The 20457-nt window shown below is 46.3% G+C and carries 12 protein-coding genes; 3 read left to right on the plus strand and 9 right to left on the minus strand.

What is annotated here, in order from left to right; translation table 11 throughout:
* Positions 1–9 precede the first annotated feature (9 nt).
* A complete protein-coding gene (locus BN1938_RS17180; protein ID WP_050641749.1) occupies positions 10–972 on the minus strand; it encodes a phosphotriesterase family protein in 963 nt (320 codons plus the stop codon).
* A gap of 165 nt (positions 973–1137) precedes the next feature.
* Between BN1938_RS17180 and BN1938_RS17185 the strand changes: the two genes are divergently transcribed.
* Positions 1138–1962, plus strand: a complete 825-nt coding sequence (locus tag BN1938_RS17185) for a sugar phosphate isomerase/epimerase family protein (protein ID WP_050641750.1) — start codon at positions 1138–1140, stop codon at positions 1960–1962.
* A gap of 138 nt (positions 1963–2100) precedes the next feature.
* Here the strand turns inward: BN1938_RS17185 and BN1938_RS17190 are convergent, their stop codons facing one another.
* The 7 genes from BN1938_RS17190 to BN1938_RS17220 all read right to left on the minus strand — a co-directional run bounded on the left by BN1938_RS17190 (position 2101) and on the right by BN1938_RS17220 (position 9571).
* Entirely contained in the window at positions 2101–3552 is a 1452-nt protein-coding gene (locus tag BN1938_RS17190) for an FGGY-family carbohydrate kinase (RefSeq protein WP_050641751.1), read from the minus strand.
* 17 nt (positions 3553–3569) lie between these two features.
* Entirely contained in the window at positions 3570–4955 is a 1386-nt protein-coding gene (locus BN1938_RS17195; RefSeq protein ID WP_050641752.1) for a glycoside-pentoside-hexuronide (GPH):cation symporter, read from the minus strand.
* Positions 4956–4988: 33 nt separating this feature from the next.
* Positions 4989–5846 (minus strand): class II fructose-bisphosphate aldolase, encoded by an 858-nt coding sequence (locus BN1938_RS17200; RefSeq protein WP_050641753.1) that lies wholly within the window; start codon positions 5844–5846, stop codon positions 4989–4991.
* Positions 5847–5860: 14 nt separating this feature from the next.
* A complete protein-coding gene (locus BN1938_RS17205; protein WP_050641754.1) occupies positions 5861–6895 on the minus strand; it encodes an alcohol dehydrogenase catalytic domain-containing protein in 1035 nt (344 codons plus the stop codon).
* Complete coding sequence (gene rbsD / locus BN1938_RS17210) at positions 6892–7338, minus strand: D-ribose pyranase (protein WP_050641755.1); 447 nt, start codon at positions 7336–7338, stop codon at positions 6892–6894. The genes BN1938_RS17205 and rbsD overlap by 4 nt, the downstream gene beginning before the upstream one ends.
* Before the next feature lie 214 nt (positions 7339–7552).
* Positions 7553–8308, minus strand: coding sequence for a GntR family transcriptional regulator (locus tag BN1938_RS17215; protein WP_049915424.1), 756 nt, complete (start codon positions 8306–8308; stop codon positions 7553–7555).
* Positions 8309–8515: 207 nt separating this feature from the next.
* Positions 8516–9571, minus strand: a complete 1056-nt coding sequence (locus BN1938_RS17220) for an NAD(P)-dependent oxidoreductase (RefSeq protein WP_050641756.1) — start codon at positions 9569–9571, stop codon at positions 8516–8518.
* Positions 9572–9748: 177 nt separating this feature from the next.
* Here BN1938_RS17220 and BN1938_RS17225 point away from each other — a divergent pair, with 177 nt between their 5' ends.
* A complete protein-coding gene (locus tag BN1938_RS17225) occupies positions 9749–10708 on the plus strand; it encodes an aldo/keto reductase (protein ID WP_050641757.1) in 960 nt (319 codons plus the stop codon).
* A 533-nt stretch (positions 10709–11241) separates the two neighbouring features.
* Here BN1938_RS17225 and BN1938_RS17230 read toward each other — a convergent pair.
* Complete coding sequence (locus BN1938_RS17230; RefSeq protein ID WP_050641758.1) at positions 11242–13800, minus strand: winged helix-turn-helix domain-containing protein; 2559 nt, start codon at positions 13798–13800, stop codon at positions 11242–11244.
* Between the two features lie 299 nt (positions 13801–14099).
* On the opposite strand from BN1938_RS17230, the gene BN1938_RS17235 reads away from it, so the two are divergent.
* A complete protein-coding gene (locus BN1938_RS17235) occupies positions 14100–20351 on the plus strand; it encodes an InlB B-repeat-containing protein (protein WP_050641759.1) in 6252 nt (2083 codons plus the stop codon).
* Positions 20352–20457: the final 106 nt, after the last annotated feature.

Raw genomic sequence — 20457 nt, forward strand, 5'->3', positions numbered from 1 at the left:
GTCCTCCGCTCATCGTTCAAAAAATGTCCGGGGAGTACGGATCAGGAACTGGTCAAAATCCTCCTGCGTCATCCCGAGTCTCTCAAGTTCCGGCCAGATATAATCAAATACATAGGTATATTGATATTCCATGTCTTCATGGTTCTCTTTATAAAAGTCATCCCAGGTACTGCCGAAGATATTCAGGCTGTCCCGTCCGTCCATAAAGCACATACAATCATGGCTTACGATGATCTGGTCACGATATCCTCTCTCACAGAGCTCTTTCAGGACTTGAGCACGAACCTTAAGCGGTTGGATTGTATCAATGCTGAAACGGTCCAGACCAAGATAACTTCCTCTTTCCGCCACCTTCACGATATATTCCACCTCATCGAGGTCTCCCAGGTGTCCGATAACGACTCTGCTTAAGTCCACCCCCTCCGCCTCGAACACATCCTGCTGTTCATATCCTGAATGCCCGATAGAATGCGTGATAATGGGAAGACCTGTCTCCTTATGTACTTTTGCGATGATCTTCAGCATCCGCTCATCATCCTGATTGATATGATCCTCATGGGTGGCACACTTGATGACTCCTGCCTTGATATCTGTCCCTTCGATTCCGGTTTCAGCTTCTCTTATGAATAACGAAGCAATATAATCCGGATCCTTATACAGGTGCCAGCCATAACTGTTTCCATAGATACCTGTGCATGCCACGACGTTAACACCGGACTTTTCCGATACCTCTTTTATCATATGGATGTCTCTTCCCAGATCCAATGGTGTCACATCTACGATCGTATCGATTCCTCTGTCTTTTACTTTCTTATATTGCCCCACTGCATAATCAATGAACTCCGACCGATTCAGCCAATCCGGAAATGCCTTCCATACATTTGCGTCCACGGTTCCCAAATGCTCATGCATCAGAGTCATTCCCAGATCTTCCGTACTTAGTTTTCCCAACACTGTATTAATCTTTACCATAGCTGTTCCTCCGTCCTTCTATTATCCTCTTTTTCTTACTCATGATTTTATCATATTGTATTTTTATTGTCAATCTATTTAGGTCTAATTTTGTATTATATTGTCATTATTTATGTTGACTTTGTATTGTTATTGTATTATATTTTATTTATGGAGGATAACACTATGAAGAATTATTATGGAATATGTGAGTGGTCCATGCCGGTCTCCGGCCCCCTTGCGATCAGACTTGCCGGCACAGCCGGATTTGACGGGATGCAGCTTGGTGAAGCCGGCGGCCGAAGCCTCAATTTCCCGCTGAACCACCCAGAAATACAACAAATCTACAATGAGACGGCCAGACACTACAAAATCCGTCTTCACTCCCTGAACCTTGGAGCCCTGCTTGCAGAAGGAACCATTGATTTTCCTGTCAATACGCCTCAGGGAGACGCTGCAAGAGCCAGCATCCGTAATGGGATACGAGCCTGCAGGGCACTCGATATCCGTACACTCGTCATCACGGTCAGTCCTAAGACCGAAGATGCATACAGCAATGCATTGAGTCATCTGGAATATGCATGCCGCCTGGCCGAAATCTCTCAGGTTGAAATTGCTGTCGAATCTGCACTTCCTCTTCCGCTGATACAGGTGCTGCTCGATCGGCTGAAGGGCCGGGTGAAAGTCTGTATGGATATCCTGAATCCCCTTCGTTTCGGTACCGGCGATCCGATTGAACAGATCCAGGCGTTTGGAACAGAAACAATCAGCCATTTTCATATGAAAGACAGCCTGCGCTCTCTATTCACACCTGGACAGCGTGGCTGCGTACTTCTGGGCACAGGCGATGCCGGATACATACAGACAGCTGAAACAATCAAAAAAATCGGCTTCCAGGGATGGATGATAACGGAGAACTATTATTATCTCCCTCCGATGAATATGAATGATGATTTTATGAAGTTGATATTGAAAGATTTCGAAACGTTAACATCTACGTTTGAATCCTAACATAATTTCGTTTTGAAAGCAATAAAATGCATCTGGTAAAACATTTTTAGGAAATCACAAAGGAATTTCCTATATTATAAAAAAAGAGAGTCATGGCACATTTGTGCTATGTTCTCTCTTTTTTAGCTGCGCTTTCCCTTACCCTCTCTCCAGCTGCCTGCATATTCTTTTCCAATTCCCGTACTTTTCCTGATATCTACTGCTTAATGTCTCATCAGGCTTAAAATATCTCTCCACTGCCACCATGCTCCGAAAGGCTTCCTGGTAAGTGCATATTCCCAATCCTACGGCTCCGATGATTGCCGCACCTGTCGAAGACACCTCCAGATTCTTTACTTTTTCGATCCGTACTCCAAAGACATCCGCCTTCAGCTGAAGCCATTCATCGGATTTTCCGCTGCCGCCGCCTACACGGATCGTCTCAAACGGGTAATGAAGCAGCTTGAATTGTTCCACGATATCTTTTGACAGGAATGTCATTCCTTCGACCAGGGTATCAAAAATCTTCTGCACTCCCGCCAAATTATTCAGATACACAAAGGAACCTTCCGATGTGTCGAGCCCCGTTGTATAATAGGAGCCGTTCTCTCCGCCAAAATGAGCCGACCTGAAATAGCCGTCGAGAAGTCTCATGTCTTTCTTTCCGACGATCTGATGTATAAACCACAGCAAGTCTTTTCCTGCCGGATGTGCTTTGATCGTAACAAAGCTGTCCTTTGTCGGTCCTGCCACCGTCTGGATTCCTGCTACAGGCAAGGTGTCTTGGTACTCTGACTTCAGATATCCGTAATGGTCGAATGTACCGCCCACGTTGCCGAGAATCCCACGGATATTGCTGTCCAGTCCGAGACCGATAAACCCCACCGCCGAGTCATGCCCACCTGGGAATACCGGTATTTCGTACGGAAGCTTTACGGGGCCGTAATACGTGATCTTGCCGATGCATTCGTCCCCTCCCGTGATCACCGTCCCCATCTCTTCTGTATTGCTTCCAATCAGATCCAGCAATCTCGCCGACCACTTTTTTGTGCGAACATCCAGCATCAGCTTCCTGTTCGCCACAGAATAATCACTGACCGGCCCCAGGCCAAGCCTGAGATTAACATACTGCTGCAGAGTCAGATACTGTGCGGTTCTCTCAGCCACATCCGGCATATACTTCTTCAGCCAATGGATCTTCACCCCAGTATTTCTGGGTGTCAGCGGGCAGCCGCTGATTTTTTCGAACTCTCTTGTGCCGAGTTGCTCTGTATAAAGTTCCATGTCATTCTTTGCTCTCAGATCATAAGATGCCAGCATGGGATAGGTGGGATTCCCTTTTGCATCTACAGGGACTAGACTGTCTCCAATGTAGGAGAATACAAGGCCCGCTATATGATATCTGCTTCCAGCCTCTTCTATGACACGCTGCGTCGTCTCTACGGATGCCAGCCAGTAATCATCTGCCGGAATCTCATGAAAGTCCGTCTTCGGGCTGTGATAAAATACCTGCTTACTATGTCCCGTTACGATACTCCCGTCCGTGATATCTACCAGGTTGGTCCTGGCATTTGAAGTCCCAAAATCCACTACCATGATACATTCTTTCATAAGATTCCCCTTTCTATCTAACCCAGGCTGCCGGAGGATGCTTTTCTGGCATCAATTTCTTTCAGAATGCTCTCAAATTTTTCCTGAGTCAGATTATATGGTAAGATAACGATCAGCATCAGGATTCCGCCGATGATGAGCGGCACTGCATTCAGGTAGTATATACCGGTATTGGTTGCTGCAGTCTGTACCTCCAGCTCAGCAGAATAGTGGATGAGGGAAAGCGCCTGTCCTACAGACCAGGTCGCAACCGCAATGGCGATCTTCCTGGCAAAAGCACACGCAGATACGACGGCTCCCGGAGCCCTGACTCCTGTCTTCCACTCTCCGTACTCGATCGTGTCCGGAATCATTCCCCAGACTACAGAGAAGGATGCATTCAGTGTAACACCGAATAATATGAACCCGAATGCTACCATGTAATAGTTCTGATGTGCGAGTAAAAATACGATGCCGTTCAGGATCGTCAGAATTGCCACTAATACCATTGTGTTCTTTTTACCGAGTTTTTTGTACAGGCCTGGAATCGGTATAATCGCCGGAATTCCAACCAATGATACTAAACTGTTGAATCCGGTCAGCAGTCCGGCATCTCCCAGATAATATTTGCAGTAATACATCACCACCGCAAATCGGAAGTTAAATGTCCATGCTATAAACATTAAAAGAAAAATCATTAAAATACAAGGCTTATTTTTTAAGACCATCTTGAAGCTGTCGATGACTTTTACTTTCTCCGTTTTTTCTACGACTACACGCTCCTTCGTACCAAAGAAGGCAATGAGCAGCATGACCGCAGATAAAATTCCCATGACCGCTGCTGCTCCCTGATAGCCGCGCGCCTCATTGCCTGCACCGATTGCTGCCACAAGCGGAAGTGCCAGGAGAGATACAACTAAGGAACCTGTTGCAGAACCGCCGATCTTGAAAACATTCAGCACCCCTCTCTCGTTTACATTCGTAGTCATTGCAGAGCAGAGCGTACTGTACGCTGTATTAATAAATGCATAGCATACATTTACAAGAAGATATGTAGCCATTGCCCAGATCACCTTCGTACCTTCTCCTGCCTGTATCTTTGTGAAACACAGCACAAGAGCAATGGCCTGTGGAATGGCACCGAACAGACAGAACGGCCTGTATGTCCCCCATTTGGTTCTCACCTTATCTGCGATGGGACCGGCTGATATCGCGGTAAAGGCATCGACCAGATTACACACAAGGAAGATATTGGCAGCCACTGCTGCGCTGATTCCAAGTATATCGGTATAATAGTATAAAATAAAAGTTGAGAGAAAATTTCCGAATAAAGTTCCATATACGTCTGCCGCCCCATAACTGAACCGCTCTCTCCAAGACAGTTTGATATTAGCCGCTTCCAGCGTTTGTTTTATCTTTTCCATAGTATGCCCCTTTCTCACTTCACTCAAGAATGATTATCTGTTCAGTGGCTGCGTATTAAAAATTCTGAACTGTTCCTTCGTTGCATCGATTCCTGCCTGTTCCGCGATCGGAGAGATCTCCGGCCACATGATATTCCCTTCCGATTCCTTCATCGCTTCATATGCCGCCTTTGAGATCGCCATTGCAAGTCCCGTGAAGAAGTTAATCTTACTGATTCCAAGCTCGATACATTTCCTGAAATCCTCGTCCGAAAGTCCTGATCCGCCATGCAATACAAGAGGAACCTCTACTAGATCACGGATCGTCTTCAGCCGGTCAAAATCCAGTTTTGGAGTTCCAACGAACTTCCCATGCACGGTCCCTATAGACACTGCAAGTGCATCGACGCCCGTCTCTCTGACAAAAGTCACGGCGTCCTCCGGCTTCGTGTACATACTCTCATCCGGCGCTCCAGTGGCCGGTGTATTCTTGGAACCCGGCACGTGGCCGATCTCAGCCTCCACTGATACCCCGCACGCATGAGCAATCCTCACGATTTCTCTGGTCTGCTTCACATTATCTTCCATCGAAAGAAGTGACCCGTCAAACATAACGGAGGAACAGCCATAATGAATCGCCTGCATCACGATATCGAAGTCCTTTCCATGATCCAGATGCATACACACCGGTACGCTTGCCTTTCTTGCCCGGTCCAGGATGAACTGCATCAGATACGGTGTCTGTTTCACTTTGAAGGCTGGAGTAGGTACCATCATGATCACCGGAACCCCTTCTTCCTCAGCCGCTTTGATCACTGCCTCCGCAAGCAGATAATCTGTGGCATTAAACGCTCCTACGGCATACTTCTTCGTTCTTGTCTCTTTCAGTATTTCTGTCAATGTAACTAACATCTTATTTCCTCCTTTTATGGGTTGATGATGACTTTGATCGCTTCTCTGTCGGTACGGTTGACCTCCAACGCTTTAAAATAATCATCCAGACTGAATTTATGTGTGATGAACTGATCTACTTTTACCTTTCCGCTCGCCATATAAGCCAGTGCACGGTCAAAACAGAAGGTCTGGCAGGAGACACCTATATATTTCTGTTCATTATAATGAATCTCATTGAACCAGCTTGGTGGAATCACAAAATCTTCGCTGGAATGATAGCTTCCATATTGGATGAATCTCCCTCCTTTCTTCAGGAACTTGAATACACTCTGAACCAGCGGCCAGTATCCGGTGGTATCTATAATGGCGTCAACCCCATGAGGAAATTCCTTTTTGATGGCTTCCTCATGGATACTGTAATCCTTCCGGTCCATTTTTATGACCGGTACGCCGCATTCTCTTAAGATCTGAAGCTTGTTTTCCAGCCCCCCGATCGTAACCGCCTTCTGCGCATTGGAGTGATGACACAACTGTCCAAGAATCAGGCCATGAGGTCCTACTCCCAGAACCAGAACATTCTCCCCTGTCTTTGCGTCTAATACATCCATGCAGTGGACGGCACAGGCTACCGGCTCCGCCACAGTCGCTTCATCAAATGAGAGATTCTCAGGAATCAAGAACACCTTATCCTTAGAGGCTTTCACGTATTCCGCAAAACCGCCCTGAATGTTATGTCCGATCGATGCAAAGTTCTCGCAATACAGAGACTGATCATTTCTGCAGTAATAACAGTCACCGCAATTGGTTGCATTATCAACGGTCACGGCATCGCCGATCTCTACAGCCGTTACATTCTTTCCCTTTTCATATACAGTTCCCGCAAATTCGTGTCCCGGAGTGCAGGGATACTTTGCAAGGCTGGTTCCGCTGGAATTATGGGCTAGCTCCGACCACTTGCAGATTCCGCAGGACTCGATTTTGATGATCACATCATCATCCCCGCAGACCGGCATCGGAATATCCGTTATCTTTCCTTTTCCCGGCGCTTCATACACTAATGCTTTCATGAATCTTCCTCCATTCCAAATTCAATATTATATTTGTCAACCCGCTCTTTGACTCCGGAAGCCGAGACCAGATACATATTAGAGCAGGGCTTCGTCTCACCTGTCCTGATATAGAACTTCGCTCCTTTTGCCTTTTCCCTGAAATCCGGCAGGCTGATATACTCCAGTTCCTGATTATGTACCATTCCCAGAATCTCTGTATGTAATTCCGGGTTCGCCTCCGAAATCCCTTCCAGCATCGTCATCTCCTGTACTGCCACTTCATTCAGACATGCCTTGAGCACCTTGAGAAATTCAGGCTCCCCCGGCACAAATGTAAGATCGATCCTGACAGCATCAGGCGGTATCGGAAAACCCATGTCACAGATTACGAAACTGTCAAAATGACCCAGATCTGTTAACGCTCGAATTAATTCAGGATTAATAATCCCATTTTTTTTCATTTCGCTCCTCCCTTTCTTTATTGTATTTATATTGTATCATATAATGTTTGTCTTTGCAATATTTTTATTTTATTTTTGTATTATTTTTGTATATCTTAATAACCAATGCAAGTTTCTCAGGACAGCTGTCAAAAAGAGCCGGATATCCCGGCCGGATTACAGGACATGTTCTGCAACCCGGCTGGAATATCCGGCTCCTATTTTAAGTACGTCTCTATTTATACCATGTAAATGAGTATCTGACCACATCTGTGACATGATATGTATCCGAATACTCACACACCTTATCATCTGTTGTATATACGGTACTCCTAATATGGAGGATCGGTTTCTCATTAGACAGCTCCAACTCTTTCATTCTCTCCTTGGTAGGAGTCGTAGCATTCACGCTCTGCGTAGAATAACGGATCTCCACTCCATACTGCTCCTGCATGACATCGTGCAGAGAATGATCTCTTAACAGCCACGGGTTAAAATCTCCAAATAAGGATTTAGGGAGATAGATCGTCTGCTCTGCAAAAGGCCTTTCATCGGCAAACCGAATCCTCTTGATCACAAGCACAGTCTCATCTTCCGCACATTTCAGGTGGCTTAAGATCCAGGGATCCGCCTGCACTTCCTGGTAAGAAATGATCTTGGAGGTGGGGGTGATCCCCGATGCAAGCAGTTCCTGATGCATGCTCCTCATCCTGGAAAGATCCTTTTCAAACTTTGGCTGTGATACAAAGCAGCCTTTATTCGGCCTTTTTTCGAGATACCCCTGCTCCGTCAGATCTTCCAAAGCCTTCCGCACAGTAACCCGGCTGACGCCATAATGTTCGTTCAGCCATTTTTCGGTAGGCAGTTTATCACCTTTCTTCAGTTCATTCCTATTGATCTGATCCTTCAGATCCGCAACGATCTGGTGATACAGAGGAATTGCTTCTTTCCCACTTTCCAAATCAGGTCTGCTGTCTTTCTTCTCTTCCATATTCTACCTTCCTATAATTTACTTTAATCACACCTTATTTTTTAGCTTTTGCTGAAACCCCGCCCGCAGGGCATGAATTACGGGATGCCCTTTGGGTATTCATTACTTTTCAGCTTTAGCTAAAACTCCGCTCCCCAAGGGTATGAGTTACACGTTACCCTTGTGTATACATTACTGTTAGATTGTATCATAAAAGTCATCTTACTTTCAATTGACTCCAAACAATTTCTTTCCTCTTTCTTTAAACTGAGGCAGCTCAAGCACTTCCCGATTACAAAATGACTGCGGGAGAATCCCCTTCAGATAATTCTGGAGATGCTCATTCAACACCCTTGACTGGAATGTAATCCGCTCTACGCTTACTCCCGCAGTGTGCGGCGTGACAATCAACCTGTCCGGATCGATCTGATAAATTGGATGATCCACCCTTGGCGGCTCTTCATCCAGGACATCCAGCGCCGCCCCTCTGATCCGTTCCTCCTTCAGAGCCTGGAACAAAGCTTCCATATCAAGCAGCGCCGCCCGTCCTGTATTTACCAGGCAGGCCGTAGGTTTCATCAGTCCGATTTCCTTTTCCCCGATCATCCCTTTATTCTCTTCTGTGACACGTGCAAGAAGAACGATGTAATCTGATTGCCTCATCACCTCATCTAAGTCATATACCTCGATATCCATCGCTTTCATCTTCTCTCGATCTACGAATGGATCGAAACCGATAATCCGCATCCCGAAAGCCTTTGCTCTTTCAGCAAGACCCAGGCCGTTTCTTCCAAGTCCCACGATTCCAAGCGTCTTTCCATAGACCTCGGTGGAATTTTCGTTGATCCGTCTGAACTTCAGATCATTCTCTTTGATCCAGTTCCCCGCTCTTACCTCTTCTACGACTTTAATCAAAGGCTTCGCCAGTGCCATGATCAATAAGAACGTAAATTCAGGTACAGAACGTCCACATCTTCCGGCACTGAAAAGAACCGGGATTCCAAGCTTCGTGCAGGCCTTGATGTCAATGTTTTCTTCCGGGCCGTCCCTGACACTGAGCAGAAGCTTCACATCCGGTGCATGATACAGGACATTTTCTGTCACCTTCTCATAACCTACGATAAATACGTCCACCCCCTTAAGGGCTTCTATCAGCTGTTCTTCATTCAATCTGTCTTTCGGCTGCTTTGTAAGGCTGAAGCCAACCCTTCTTATATCACAGTATTCTTTCATCTTCTTTTCCCACATATCATCAAACTCTGCGGTACACAATACTTTCAGCATCTTTTTTCCTCCTTAGACTTATATTATATATGCATTATATCTGCACGATATCATTTTGTCAATAATATTGTATTGTTTTTGTTATTTATTTTATTTGTTAACACTTGACAATAATAATACGATAAGTATACAATACAAATGTGAAAACAATCTAGCAAACAAAGAAAGGATGATATTATGCGCTACAAACAATTTGGAAACACAGATTTAAGGCTGTCTGAGCTGGCAGTTGGGACATGGGCCATCGGAGGCACTGGCTGGGGAGATGTTAACGAAAAAGATTCCATCGATGCAATCCTTACTATGGTAGAACAGGGCGTCAATCTAATCGATACCGCCCCGAGCTATGGACGCGGCCATTCCGAGGAAGTGGTCGGAAAAGCAATCGCTTCCTGCCGGGATCAGGTCACTCTGCTGACCAAATGCGGAATCCGCTGGCCCGAAGAAGCTAAATACGGCTCTTCTCAGCCCATTCGTGACAGCAGCAAGGCTGCGATCATTAAGCAGTGTGAAGAATCACTGACCAGACTGAATACCGACCACATCGACATCTATCTGATACACTGGCCGGATGTGAATACTCCGTTTGAAGAAACCGTTGAGGCTTTAAATGCGCTAAAACAGCAGGGAAAGATCCTTTATACAGGAATTTCTAATTTTGAAGATGATGACCTCTCCAAGCTTTATGACCTGGGCGCAATTGATGTGGTACAGTTCGCTTATTCTATGGTCAATCGTTCTAAAGAAGAAGTCCTGAAGAGATACGCGCAAAAGGGCGTGTATACAATGGGATACGGCGGCTTAGGCGCCGGGATACTTACAGGCGCGATTCGCGAACTGCCGAAGTTCGAAGCCGGAGATGCAAGACTTGGATTCTATGATTTCTTTGAGGAACCGAAATTCTCTAAGGTAATGGAACTTCTGAAGACACTGGATCAGATCGCAGAATCACATCAGGTCCCTGTAGCGCAGGTAGCAGTCAACTGGACGACTCAGCATTCATACATAGGCGCTTCACTCACCGGAGTCAGAAATCCAAAAGAGGCGCTGGAAAATTGTTCCGCATTCGACTGGTCACTGTCCAAGGATGAGATGGCAGTCATTAACCAGGCTATTGAAGACACGGTGGGTATCTAAGATACGCTCTTAAAAAGGGATACCTTTGAAAAAATATTTAATATAGTAGAGAAACCATTTATAATCAATTTAAATCACCCCAAAATATATACCGCCGGATCAACCGGCGGTATTATTTCGTATACTTTTTTGTTACGCAGAACTCACTTTACATTACAGAAAAAGCTTTAGCCTGGGTCTGGCATTGAGATCCATTTATAAGCAAGACCAGTAAAAGCTCAGCAAAAGAATTATTTTAATTGGAGATATCAGAATGAGAAAAAGAATCTTAACTGTCGCGGACTTAAAAAAATCCTATATTACAAAAGGAAATACTTATCCTGTTTAGCAGGGAGTCGATATTGAGGTACAGCATGGAGAATTTATTGCCGTAATGGGGCCGTTCAGCAGCGGCAAGATCTTTGATAATTATCAGGAGGCTGCCATTCAGGATAAAACCAAAGGGTATCAGGACACTCTTATTCCTTATGTCGGTAATGAGCTTTATACGGCAAGGCAATGGGACTTTTACCCTTACGCAAAGCTAAAAAACTTTACTGAATAATTCCAAGCTCCTTTGCACGTAATACTGCATCCAGTGCGTTATTGACACCTAATTTCTGATATGCAAGGGAAGTATGGGTTTTGATTGTCGGTATTGCAAGCCCTGTAATCTCTGCAATTTGTGCGTTTCTATAGCCCTGGGACAATAGCTCAACCATCCTCACCTGCTGCTTTGACAGCTTCACCGGCTTGTCAGTGCATGTAAAATTGGCCGTAACACCTTTATACTGCTTTGCCGCCGCGTGAGCTGCAAGCAGAATGTCATTCAGATATTTTTGAGAGAGTGCACCTTTGTAATCTGCACTGCTTACATAGGAAGCCACTCTCTTAAGCACAGGAAGGATGGAAGCACCCTCATCAGCAATCACCCTTACAAAGCCATAGGGCTGCATCAGCTCCAGCACAGAAAGAAGCTCTGACACAGCTTCTTTCTTTTTGCCAATTGCGTAGAACAGCACTGACAGAAGCACACCGGCTTCTGCTGCGTCTAAGGGCCGGTTAAGATTCTGTCCATATTCTTTCAGAAGCTGCAGATAACGGGCAGCCTCCTCCCTCTCTCCAAGAGCAATATATGCCCTGGCAGTAGTAAAATGCTGGAATACCCGGAATAATTCCACATGCTCCATATCCGTAACAAAATAATGATCAAGCCATTCCTTTGCAATATCCTCATTTCCGTCAAACAGCGCAAGTTTGGCTTCATATGCTTTGAGATTAGGCATGAAAAATTGTGCTTCCTCTTCAGTCATACGAGTCAGCTCCTTAAGTACAAGGTCTGCTTTCTTCTGAAGGCCAAGCTGCCAGAAAATACTGTGTTGTAAGAGTATCACACAGATGTGTCCTTCAATTTTATTATCCTTAGTCAGACAGCCCAGTGCCGTATGAATCATAGATGCGGCTTCGTCCATACGGTTCTGCTCATAGAGGAAGCAGGCGCGTATGCCAGGCTTCAGGTATGTCCATTCAGCGCCCAGAAGAGGTGCAAACGTATGATCTATATCGTCCAGCACATCCGGCGGCAGAGCCAGGTCTGAGTAATCGAAATTGCTGCGGTGCATATACGGCAGATTGTGTGTAAAAGAAGCAATTGACGTGGCAAGCCCTTCGGGAGTATATTTCTTTACAAACCTTCCAAAAGTTGAAAACTGTTTTATTTTTTTATGCATGGTTGTCCTGTAATCCACGCTGTATGCAAGTATAGAGAATTCCACAAAGGTAGAGCCTGCTTTTGCAATCCCGGGAAGGTTCCGGATAATGGCATCCATATGTTTTGCAAATTCCTGGTACCTGCTGGTAAGGTAATAGTACCAGGCACTCAATACGTGAAGTACCGGAGCCTCCCTGTATGCATAATCCGGAAAATCCTTTTCGAAAAAAGGACGCAGGAATTCAGCATAATCAGCCACTGCCCCCCTGTGATTCTTAAACAGAAATAGATAGAGATAAGTATCTATCGTCTTAAATTCTCCACTGTCCAGAGAAAATTTAAGAGCCCTCGTATAATCTTTGTGTTCCTTATAATAAATAGCTGCTGTTTTATAAAGTTCTCCCGCATTTTTTCCTTCCAATGCAAGGCGTTCCCTTAAAAAATCCTGAAATAAGTGGTGATACCGGTAAGTATTGCCGTGAAGGTGACTTAGGAAAGAATTTGTCCTTGTCAGCTCGTCCATTCTTTTCCTGGCATCCTTCTGGCCAGACAGGGCCTCCGCCATCTCCGGGTCAAATTCATCCACCACAGAAGTGCAAAGACAGAAATTCTTTAATTCTTTATCCCACCGGTCCCAGAGCTGGGATTTAAAATAGTGAGCAAAATCATAGACATTGATGTTATCCGTCAGCTGCCCTGCCTGCGCCATAGCATTAATGCCAATTGCCCATCCATCAGTAGCCAAATAAACAAAGTGAGCTTCTTCTTCGGTTAATTCCCGTCCAAGGCTCCTGAAATACCTGCCGATCTCTGATTCTGTAAACCTTAATTCAGAAGATGTGATCATCTGTTCCCCTGGTTCCTTCAATATAGAAGAAAAGTCGTCCGGTATTGCATGCCGGGACAGGATGAGGGTGACAAAACTTAACGGGAGCCTCTTAATTACCGCAGGCAGTGATTTGATAATCTCGGCATTTGATATCAGATGAAGATCATCCAGAGCCAGAGCATATTCCCCTTCCATTGGATGCATCTCCGTTATCAGAGAAATCGTATGCTCTACCGGAGAGGCAGAAAAGTCCTCATCCACCAATACCCTGTGCATTGCTTCATTCTCCGGCTGCAGGGAATAGAGGCCGGTTGCAAGCTGCTTATAAAACACAGAAGGAGCATTATCATAAGAGTCCAGGCCAATCCAGACGGTTTTACGCCTGCTGGCATTCAACCATAAAAGAGTAGAAACTGTCTTGCCGCTTCCCGCCTGGGCGCTAATATAGATAAATCGGTACATGGATGCCTTTTTGTAAACCCTGAGAAGTGCCTGTCTGGGAGCACACACCTCCGGCAGCAGGTTGGGGATAAATTTATCATTTAAAAATAATGGTATTTCCTGTCCAGTCATATGTAAGTCCTCCAAAAATTAATTAGATTATATCATATTTTCTTAATACAGTATGAGTTTTTTTGCTAAAATCCATAGTTTTTTTCTCTTCTTCCCTGAAACTTTAATTACAAAACCTCATACCGTATAATACTCTGAACCGCCCGTATACAGTAAAATAGTATTAATTATACGATTAGTTATTGTGATAAGGGAGGGGTTATTAGTGAAAAGGAAGATATTTTTGTACATTGACATAAAATATGGCTGAATATGAATTCTTTTTTAATATCATTAAGCTATAGCCTGGAGGAAAATATATGAACCATACAAATAAGAATAAAAGAATAAAATTAACACCGCTGTCCGTACTTTTGACAGCCGCAGTTGTCCTGACCGCATGTCTGTTTCTGCCGGGCGGTTCTATGCCGGCAGAAGTACAGGCAGAAGGAGACTATGACAACGAATATAACATGCTGGACGATGCAGGGTATCTTGACTTTAACCTAAAGCTTGACGATCCGGAGGAATTTACATCATCAGAACACCCCTTAGAGTCCTACGACCCGGACCCTTTGTCCTGGCTCTATGTCGGCCACATGAATAAGACAGCCAACGAAGCCAATAAAGGTTCATACGCTGTATATAACACCATGCCCTTTTTATCCTTAAAAAAGGCATCCATATTAGATAAAGAGAACGGCATCAAGGACGGAGAATTTCAGGTAAATCCCATCTCAGCCCCGAACACTTATACTCCCCCCAGTGAAGCCATTGAAGGCAAAAAAGCAGTGACTGTAGGAACCAATGCCGTTTCTGTGAAAAGAGGAGCAGGTAAGGATGATATCATTGTCCAGCTGGCCATCGATTATGACAGCACGGATAAAAAGGCAGAAAAGGATTACATTCGTCTGACCCCTCTTAAAAAAGACGACACAGGTTATCTTCAGCCAATGAATGAAAAGATATTCACTCTGTCAGGCCCCAGTGTCTACGGAAAGCTGGACACCCGAGCAATGCGGTCCGTCACAGCAATGACAGCGCTTGATATGGATGGGGACGGCATGGACGAATTAGCCCTTTATATTGCAGACCCGGCAAGACCCAGAATACAGCTTTTCCGTGTCACAGATGCTGGAATCGAAGATTACTTTACAGATGAAAATGCATGGGAAAAGAATGTCATAGACTTGTCAAAACTGAATGCCCCGGAGGACCCGTACCAGTTCAATAAAGGGTATGGTGGCAGTTCTGTACCTATCGTAGGGCTTGCCTCTGCCAACATGGCAAATGCAAAGACAGAGGATCTGGTCATTACTGTATGTACGCCCTCCGCCGCCGGCGGCGATAACACTAGGTCATTTAAATCCGCTGTTGGAATCTACCGTCTTTCCGCAGAACAAGGACCCGAAAACCAGTTTCTTACCCATTTGGAGTATGCGGATGAAACCTCCGGGGCAGCTCTTTGTATGCGGTATGTATCTGCACAGGAAGTGGATGCAGACGGCAACGGAACAAAGGAACTGGCATTAGGCGGCTATAATGCGGATGTATCCGCCGGCCAGCTATCAGATTATGCACTGAATTTTATTATCTGGGAGAACGACAGCTACCATCTGCTTTATAATACACCGTTCTTTTTCAGTTCCGGAAATATGCCGGGTAAGACAGCCCGTGAACAATTTGCCATGACCGGGCCCGCTGCACTTACAGGTGCCAGATTAAGCGCCGCATCAGATAAAGACTATCTGCTGTTAGAAAACGCTGTCCTTGCATTCAAACCGAAGGATACCCAGACAGACGCTAATCCCAGGGATAAATACGCGGAGCTCCGGTCAGGAAGCTTTGAGATAAAAAAAGAGGTATCTTCCAACAATTCGGATAAGCAGGGAGGCGGAAGCTACATCGTTCAGGCTGTCTCAGGGCGCTTTGCAGCAGGGTCCGAATCCGGAGAGCAGATTGCCCTTGTACTTGCAGACTGCCCTGCGGCTTCCGCTAACCACAATGAAATATCCCTAAGCATCAACTGGCTCTGGATGGAAGGCGGCAATGTGGCACAGCAGTCCACCAATCCAGAATATGTGAAACAAAGTGACGCCAATTCCTGCGGAACCTCTGTCATCCTCTGTCCCGTATCAAATACGGGGACGGCAGATTATTATGAATATCAGGGGAAGAATTACGGCTGGTCCATGCCGGCTCCAATTGTTGCATCTGCCGCAGTTCCTTATTACAACGAACTTGGTTATTATTCCGGTGAACCGGGAAGAATCCGGTTTGGATTCGCAGAGACATTTTCCCAGAATGGAAATGCCCAGGTGTCCTTAAAAGCCGGGGTCAATTTGGACCTGTCTATGGAAACCGGGATGGAAATCTTCCGGGAAGAAGGAAAGCTCGGTGCAAAAGGAGGTATCGATGCAGGGCTTAACGCTGCTTTAAAGGGCGGATTCGGCCAGGGCGCAGCCAGAGAGGTAATTGTAGAAGCAGTCGGCAGCACAGAGCAGGTATTCGTCTACGCCAAACCTTCCATTGTATATCATTATAAAAAATACGTACCAAAAATAAACGTCACACAGCAGATGATTGACAGCTATGAATCACAGACCGGACAGCAGCCGGCAAGAAATGACGGCACAAAATTAGCGGCAGGGGATGTCATTGAAGAGGGCTGGTATGACTATTTCCTTACCAAACAGTGCACCGGCGCCTTTACGATGATGGATATGGATACCTATTCCCGCCTCTATGAAAAGTACAAGGACCAAAAGGCTGTAAAGGCAGATATGAAGGAACTGTTCTATGAGTACAAGAGCGGTGACCCGCTTACCTATCCAAAAGATGAAGCTTCCATTAAGACCTGGAACCCAGACGGGAGCGCGTCTCTGGCACAGCTTTCTAAGATGGCGCCTGTTACCCCGGGAACGGGACAGACGGTTTCCTTTGACAGACTACAGGAAGAAACAAAAGCCGGCGGTGTGTCTGTTGGATTAGAATACAGCGAAAGCCGGTATGCAAAAGGAAGCATCCAGCTCGGCCTGATTGCGCAGGCAGACCCCGACGGGCAGGCAGGCGTTCATGTGGGAACTGTTGGAGAAACAGGTGTAGAACTTTCATTAGGGACATCAGGAAAAATGGGTGCCACCGTCAACACTCCGGAAACGAATAATCCTAACTATGGATTCGAGGCACAGATGGCCACCTGGGCCACATATACAAATGTCCCCGCCGCCATGGGTTTCATCGTACACGGAGCAATTGAAGGGCTTCCGTTTCCGCCATCTCGGCCATACGTATATGAATCCGGGAAAACCTGGGTGATGCTTGCGTGGGATGCCCCGGATCCCGACACCCCCCGCAGTGCAGATTCCTATCTGATCTACCAGAAAAATGTGATAAATGCGCTGAATAAAGACGCCCCTGTGAAGGCCGGGCAGCAGCACTTTTTGGTCACCGGCCTTGATCCTGACACAGAATATGAGTTTCAGTTTGCCGGAATCAAACATAATATCGAGGGCGAAAAGGCAGCCCCCGTATCCGCCAAAACCCGTCCGGAAACGGGCATCAACTTAATCCAGCCTCAGGATCAGAGCGGAATGGTCGGGGACACCGTAACATTTACAACAGGGGTAATTAATCTGCCGGCAGGACTAGAAGCGGAATATGATTGGCAGAAATTACAGATAGGTGCAGACGGCTATACTGGGACCTGGGAAGATATAGAAAACGCCAATAGCGATACATACGAGGTGCAGATAGAAGATCCGGGACAGGATGTGTCAAGATACCGGGTAAGAGTTGATATTAAGGAACAGACGCCTGGCGGCAGCTCCGAAGTAAAAGAGACCATAATATCCAGAACCGCGTCCTTATATGTAGCTGCGCAAGGGACAAAGCAGGCAGCAAATATCGAGCTTACATTAACAGATACTGAGGGCCGGGCTCTTCCTAACTATATGAGCGAGTACTATATTGCAGCCGGAACAACGGTGCGGATTTTGACAAACGTACTTGATTCGGCAGGTCACCGTGTAGCATACGGGAACGTAAAATTCTACTATATGAAAGACGGCAGTCTAACCTCGATAGGTGAGAGGACTATCAGTAACGGGGGTATTGATGAGTCTGTCGTATTTACAGCAGAAGCTGTCGGCACTTATACAGTCGCAGCCAAGTTTGGCGGAAATGATGCTTTCCGGCCCGGACAGTCTCCGGCATCCGTCCTCCATGCAGGCAATGAGCAGAAGGATTACTACAGCATTGACTATGAGATGAATGGCGGCAGCAACCATCCGGCCAACCCGTCGGCAATGGGAATGGTACCGCCGCCGGTTACACTAAAAGACCCATCTAAAACCTATTCCGCATTCGATGGGTGGTATGCGGACCCGCATTTTACGGAAGGACCCATCACCATCCTTGACGCAGCTGCGCTGAATGCCCTGAGTGATGAAAACCATCACCTGACACTTTATGCAAAATGGGCGGATACCACATATCCGATTCTATATGAGCTGGACGGCGGAACGAACCATCCGGAGAACCCGGATACTTATACCGTCTATGACACGGTAATACTAAAGAATCCCGAAAGAGCCGGATACCAGTTCCAGGGGTGGTATGCGCAGGAACAATACACAGACCAGATCACAGCGCTTCCCCTCTACGATGCGAATCATAATCCGATGGCTCCGGATGCCGTTACCGTATATGCGAAGTGGGAGCCTTTGACGTATACCATCACATATATTTTAAATGGCGGAACGAACCACCCGGAGAACCCGGATGCCTATACTTCCCAGGACGAGAACATTACACTAAAAGACCCGGCAAAAGACGGGGCACAATTTGCAGGATGGTATAGAAACGCCTCCTTTGCAGATGCAGATAAGACAGATACCATTTCCAAAGGAAGCGCCGGGAATCTCACACTATATGCCCGCTGGGCTGGCCTGAAGAAGATGGAGCCTTTTGAAAAAGACAAAGACGGCGTCTGGCTCATTCATAATCTGCAGGAGTTCGAGCTGATGCGGGATCTGGTCAACAGCGGCCAGGGAACCTATGCCGCAGACCCTTATCTGCTTTGCGCCAATATCTATGGAGAAGGGGCCGTCTGGAATGCCCCTATCGGAACAGATCAGACCCCATTTGCCGGAAGGTTCGAGGGTTATGATTATACCATAGACGGGCTTGTCATGACAGGCAGCCCATACCAGGGAATCTTCGGAGTAATCAAAGAAGAAGGCGAAGTGAAAAACCTTCAGACCATCAACTTAAGCACCGATGGAAATGCTCTCAAAGCAGGGGGGATCGCCGCAGTAAACCAGGGCGCCATAGATAAATGCAGCAGCGGCCTTAATGTGGGCACATCGCCATTTATTCACGGCAATGAAATTGAGGACACAGAGGAATATAATAATAGAATCAATGCAAAAAGTCTGGCAGGCGGTGTAGCAGGCGAAAATACAGGCAGCATCCGTAACAGCCATTCCAACGCACTTGTCAGAACAGAGGAAGTGCAGGGCCAGGCAGGCGGAATCACAGGAAAAAATACAGGCAGTATCGAAAATGGCTACAACACAGGCAGGGTGGATGCACCCCAGGGAAAGGCGGCCGGAATCGCTGGCAGTAATGAAAACGGTAAGCTGGCAAATCTATACAACAGCGGCGCCGTGTCAGGCATGGAAAAGGGAGCCATCGCCTCCCAGGGAACAGACGGTTCGGTACGGGCATGTTATTACAATGATTCTTCCCTGGAACCCATCCCCGGACAGACGGTGGACGCCCAGTACAAGAAAGGCTCAGAGATGAAGTCAAAGGGCTTTGAAGACCTCTTAAACACAGAAGCCCAAAGTGCAGGCTATAATATATGGGAACAGTTGAATGTAAAAAATGACGGATATCCGCGTATCTTAAGTAATATTTTAGCGGCGGACACTTCCACTTCCGAAGGCATCAGCGTTCAAGCGCTTAAGGTTCATCCGGCATCTGAACTTCGTGTCACTGAACTTGATCCGGACAGCGGCAGGTACAAGGAAATGCAGGAAAAGGCCAAAAAAGACGGCGCGGTGTTAAGAAGAGCCTGGAACATCAATTACATGTTCCAGGACGGCTACAGCTCTGACACAGAGCATATAATTCGGCTCCATCTGCCATCAGACAGAAAGTGGAAAAGCAGCAAAATAGCGGTCCTCCACAGAATACGGGCCGGGGAATACGAGACACTGAACTGGACGGAAGAGAACAATACCTATATTGCCGATTCCGAAGGTCTGTCCACATTCGCAGTCTTTGAATATAAGAAGAAGGAAGAGGTACCGGACCCATCTGGTCCTGATGACCCAGACGTACCGGATACTCCTGACAGACCGGACATCCCGGATGATTCACCGGATACTCCTGACAAACCGGGTATCCCGAATGACGCATCAGATCAACAAAACGCTTCATATCTGCCACTTAATAAAACAAGAACCGGGGATGATACTTCGATGGAAATTTTCTTCCTTTTAGCAGCGGCTTCCGCAATGACAGCAATAATAATCATTCTGAAAAAGCGGCATAATCCATCCTAGTCTTTGCGGAACGCCTACAGCGGACGCACAATCAGGAAAATCCTGAATAACAACCGCAGTATTCGTGTGAATGTCTGCATTTGCAAGTAATGTATATTCTCTAAGG

The sequence above is a fragment of the Eubacterium sp. SB2 genome (genome assembly GCF_001244405.1).
GTDB lineage: Bacteria > Bacillota > Clostridia > Lachnospirales > Lachnospiraceae > Faecalicatena > Faecalicatena contortus_B.

Bases quoted from the DNA above. Each gene is read 5' to 3' on its own strand.
- BN1938_RS17185 (WP_050641750.1), top strand. From the start codon at position 1,138: ATGAAGAATTATTATGGAATATGTGAGTGGTCCATGCCGGTCTCCGGC.
- BN1938_RS17225 (WP_050641757.1), top strand. From the start codon at position 9,749: ATGCGCTACAAACAATTTGGAAACACAGATTTAAGGCTGTCTGAGCTG.
- BN1938_RS17190 (WP_050641751.1), bottom strand. From the start codon at position 3,552: ATGAAAGAATGTATCATGGTAGTGGATTTTGGGACTTCAAATGCCAGG.
- BN1938_RS17205 (WP_050641754.1), bottom strand. From the start codon at position 6,895: ATGAAAGCATTAGTGTATGAAGCGCCGGGAAAAGGAAAGATAACGGAT.
- BN1938_RS17220 (WP_050641756.1), bottom strand. From the start codon at position 9,571: ATGCTGAAAGTATTGTGTACCGCAGAGTTTGATGATATGTGGGAAAAG.
- BN1938_RS17195 (WP_050641752.1), bottom strand. From the start codon at position 4,955: ATGGAAAAGATAAAACAAACGCTGGAAGCGGCTAATATCAAACTGTCT.
- BN1938_RS17180 (WP_050641749.1), bottom strand. From the start codon at position 972: ATGGTAAAGATTAATACAGTGTTGGGAAAACTAAGTACGGAAGATCTG.
- rbsD (WP_050641755.1), bottom strand. From the start codon at position 7,338: ATGAAAAAAAATGGGATTATTAATCCTGAATTAATTCGAGCGTTAACA.
- BN1938_RS17200 (WP_050641753.1), bottom strand. From the start codon at position 5,846: ATGTTAGTTACATTGACAGAAATACTGAAAGAGACAAGAACGAAGAAG.
- BN1938_RS17215 (WP_049915424.1), bottom strand. From the start codon at position 8,308: ATGGAAGAGAAGAAAGACAGCAGACCTGATTTGGAAAGTGGGAAAGAA.
- BN1938_RS17230 (WP_050641758.1), bottom strand. From the start codon at position 13,800: ATGACTGGACAGGAAATACCATTATTTTTAAATGATAAATTTATCCCC.
- BN1938_RS17235 (WP_050641759.1), top strand. From the start codon at position 14,100: ATGAACCATACAAATAAGAATAAAAGAATAAAATTAACACCGCTGTCC.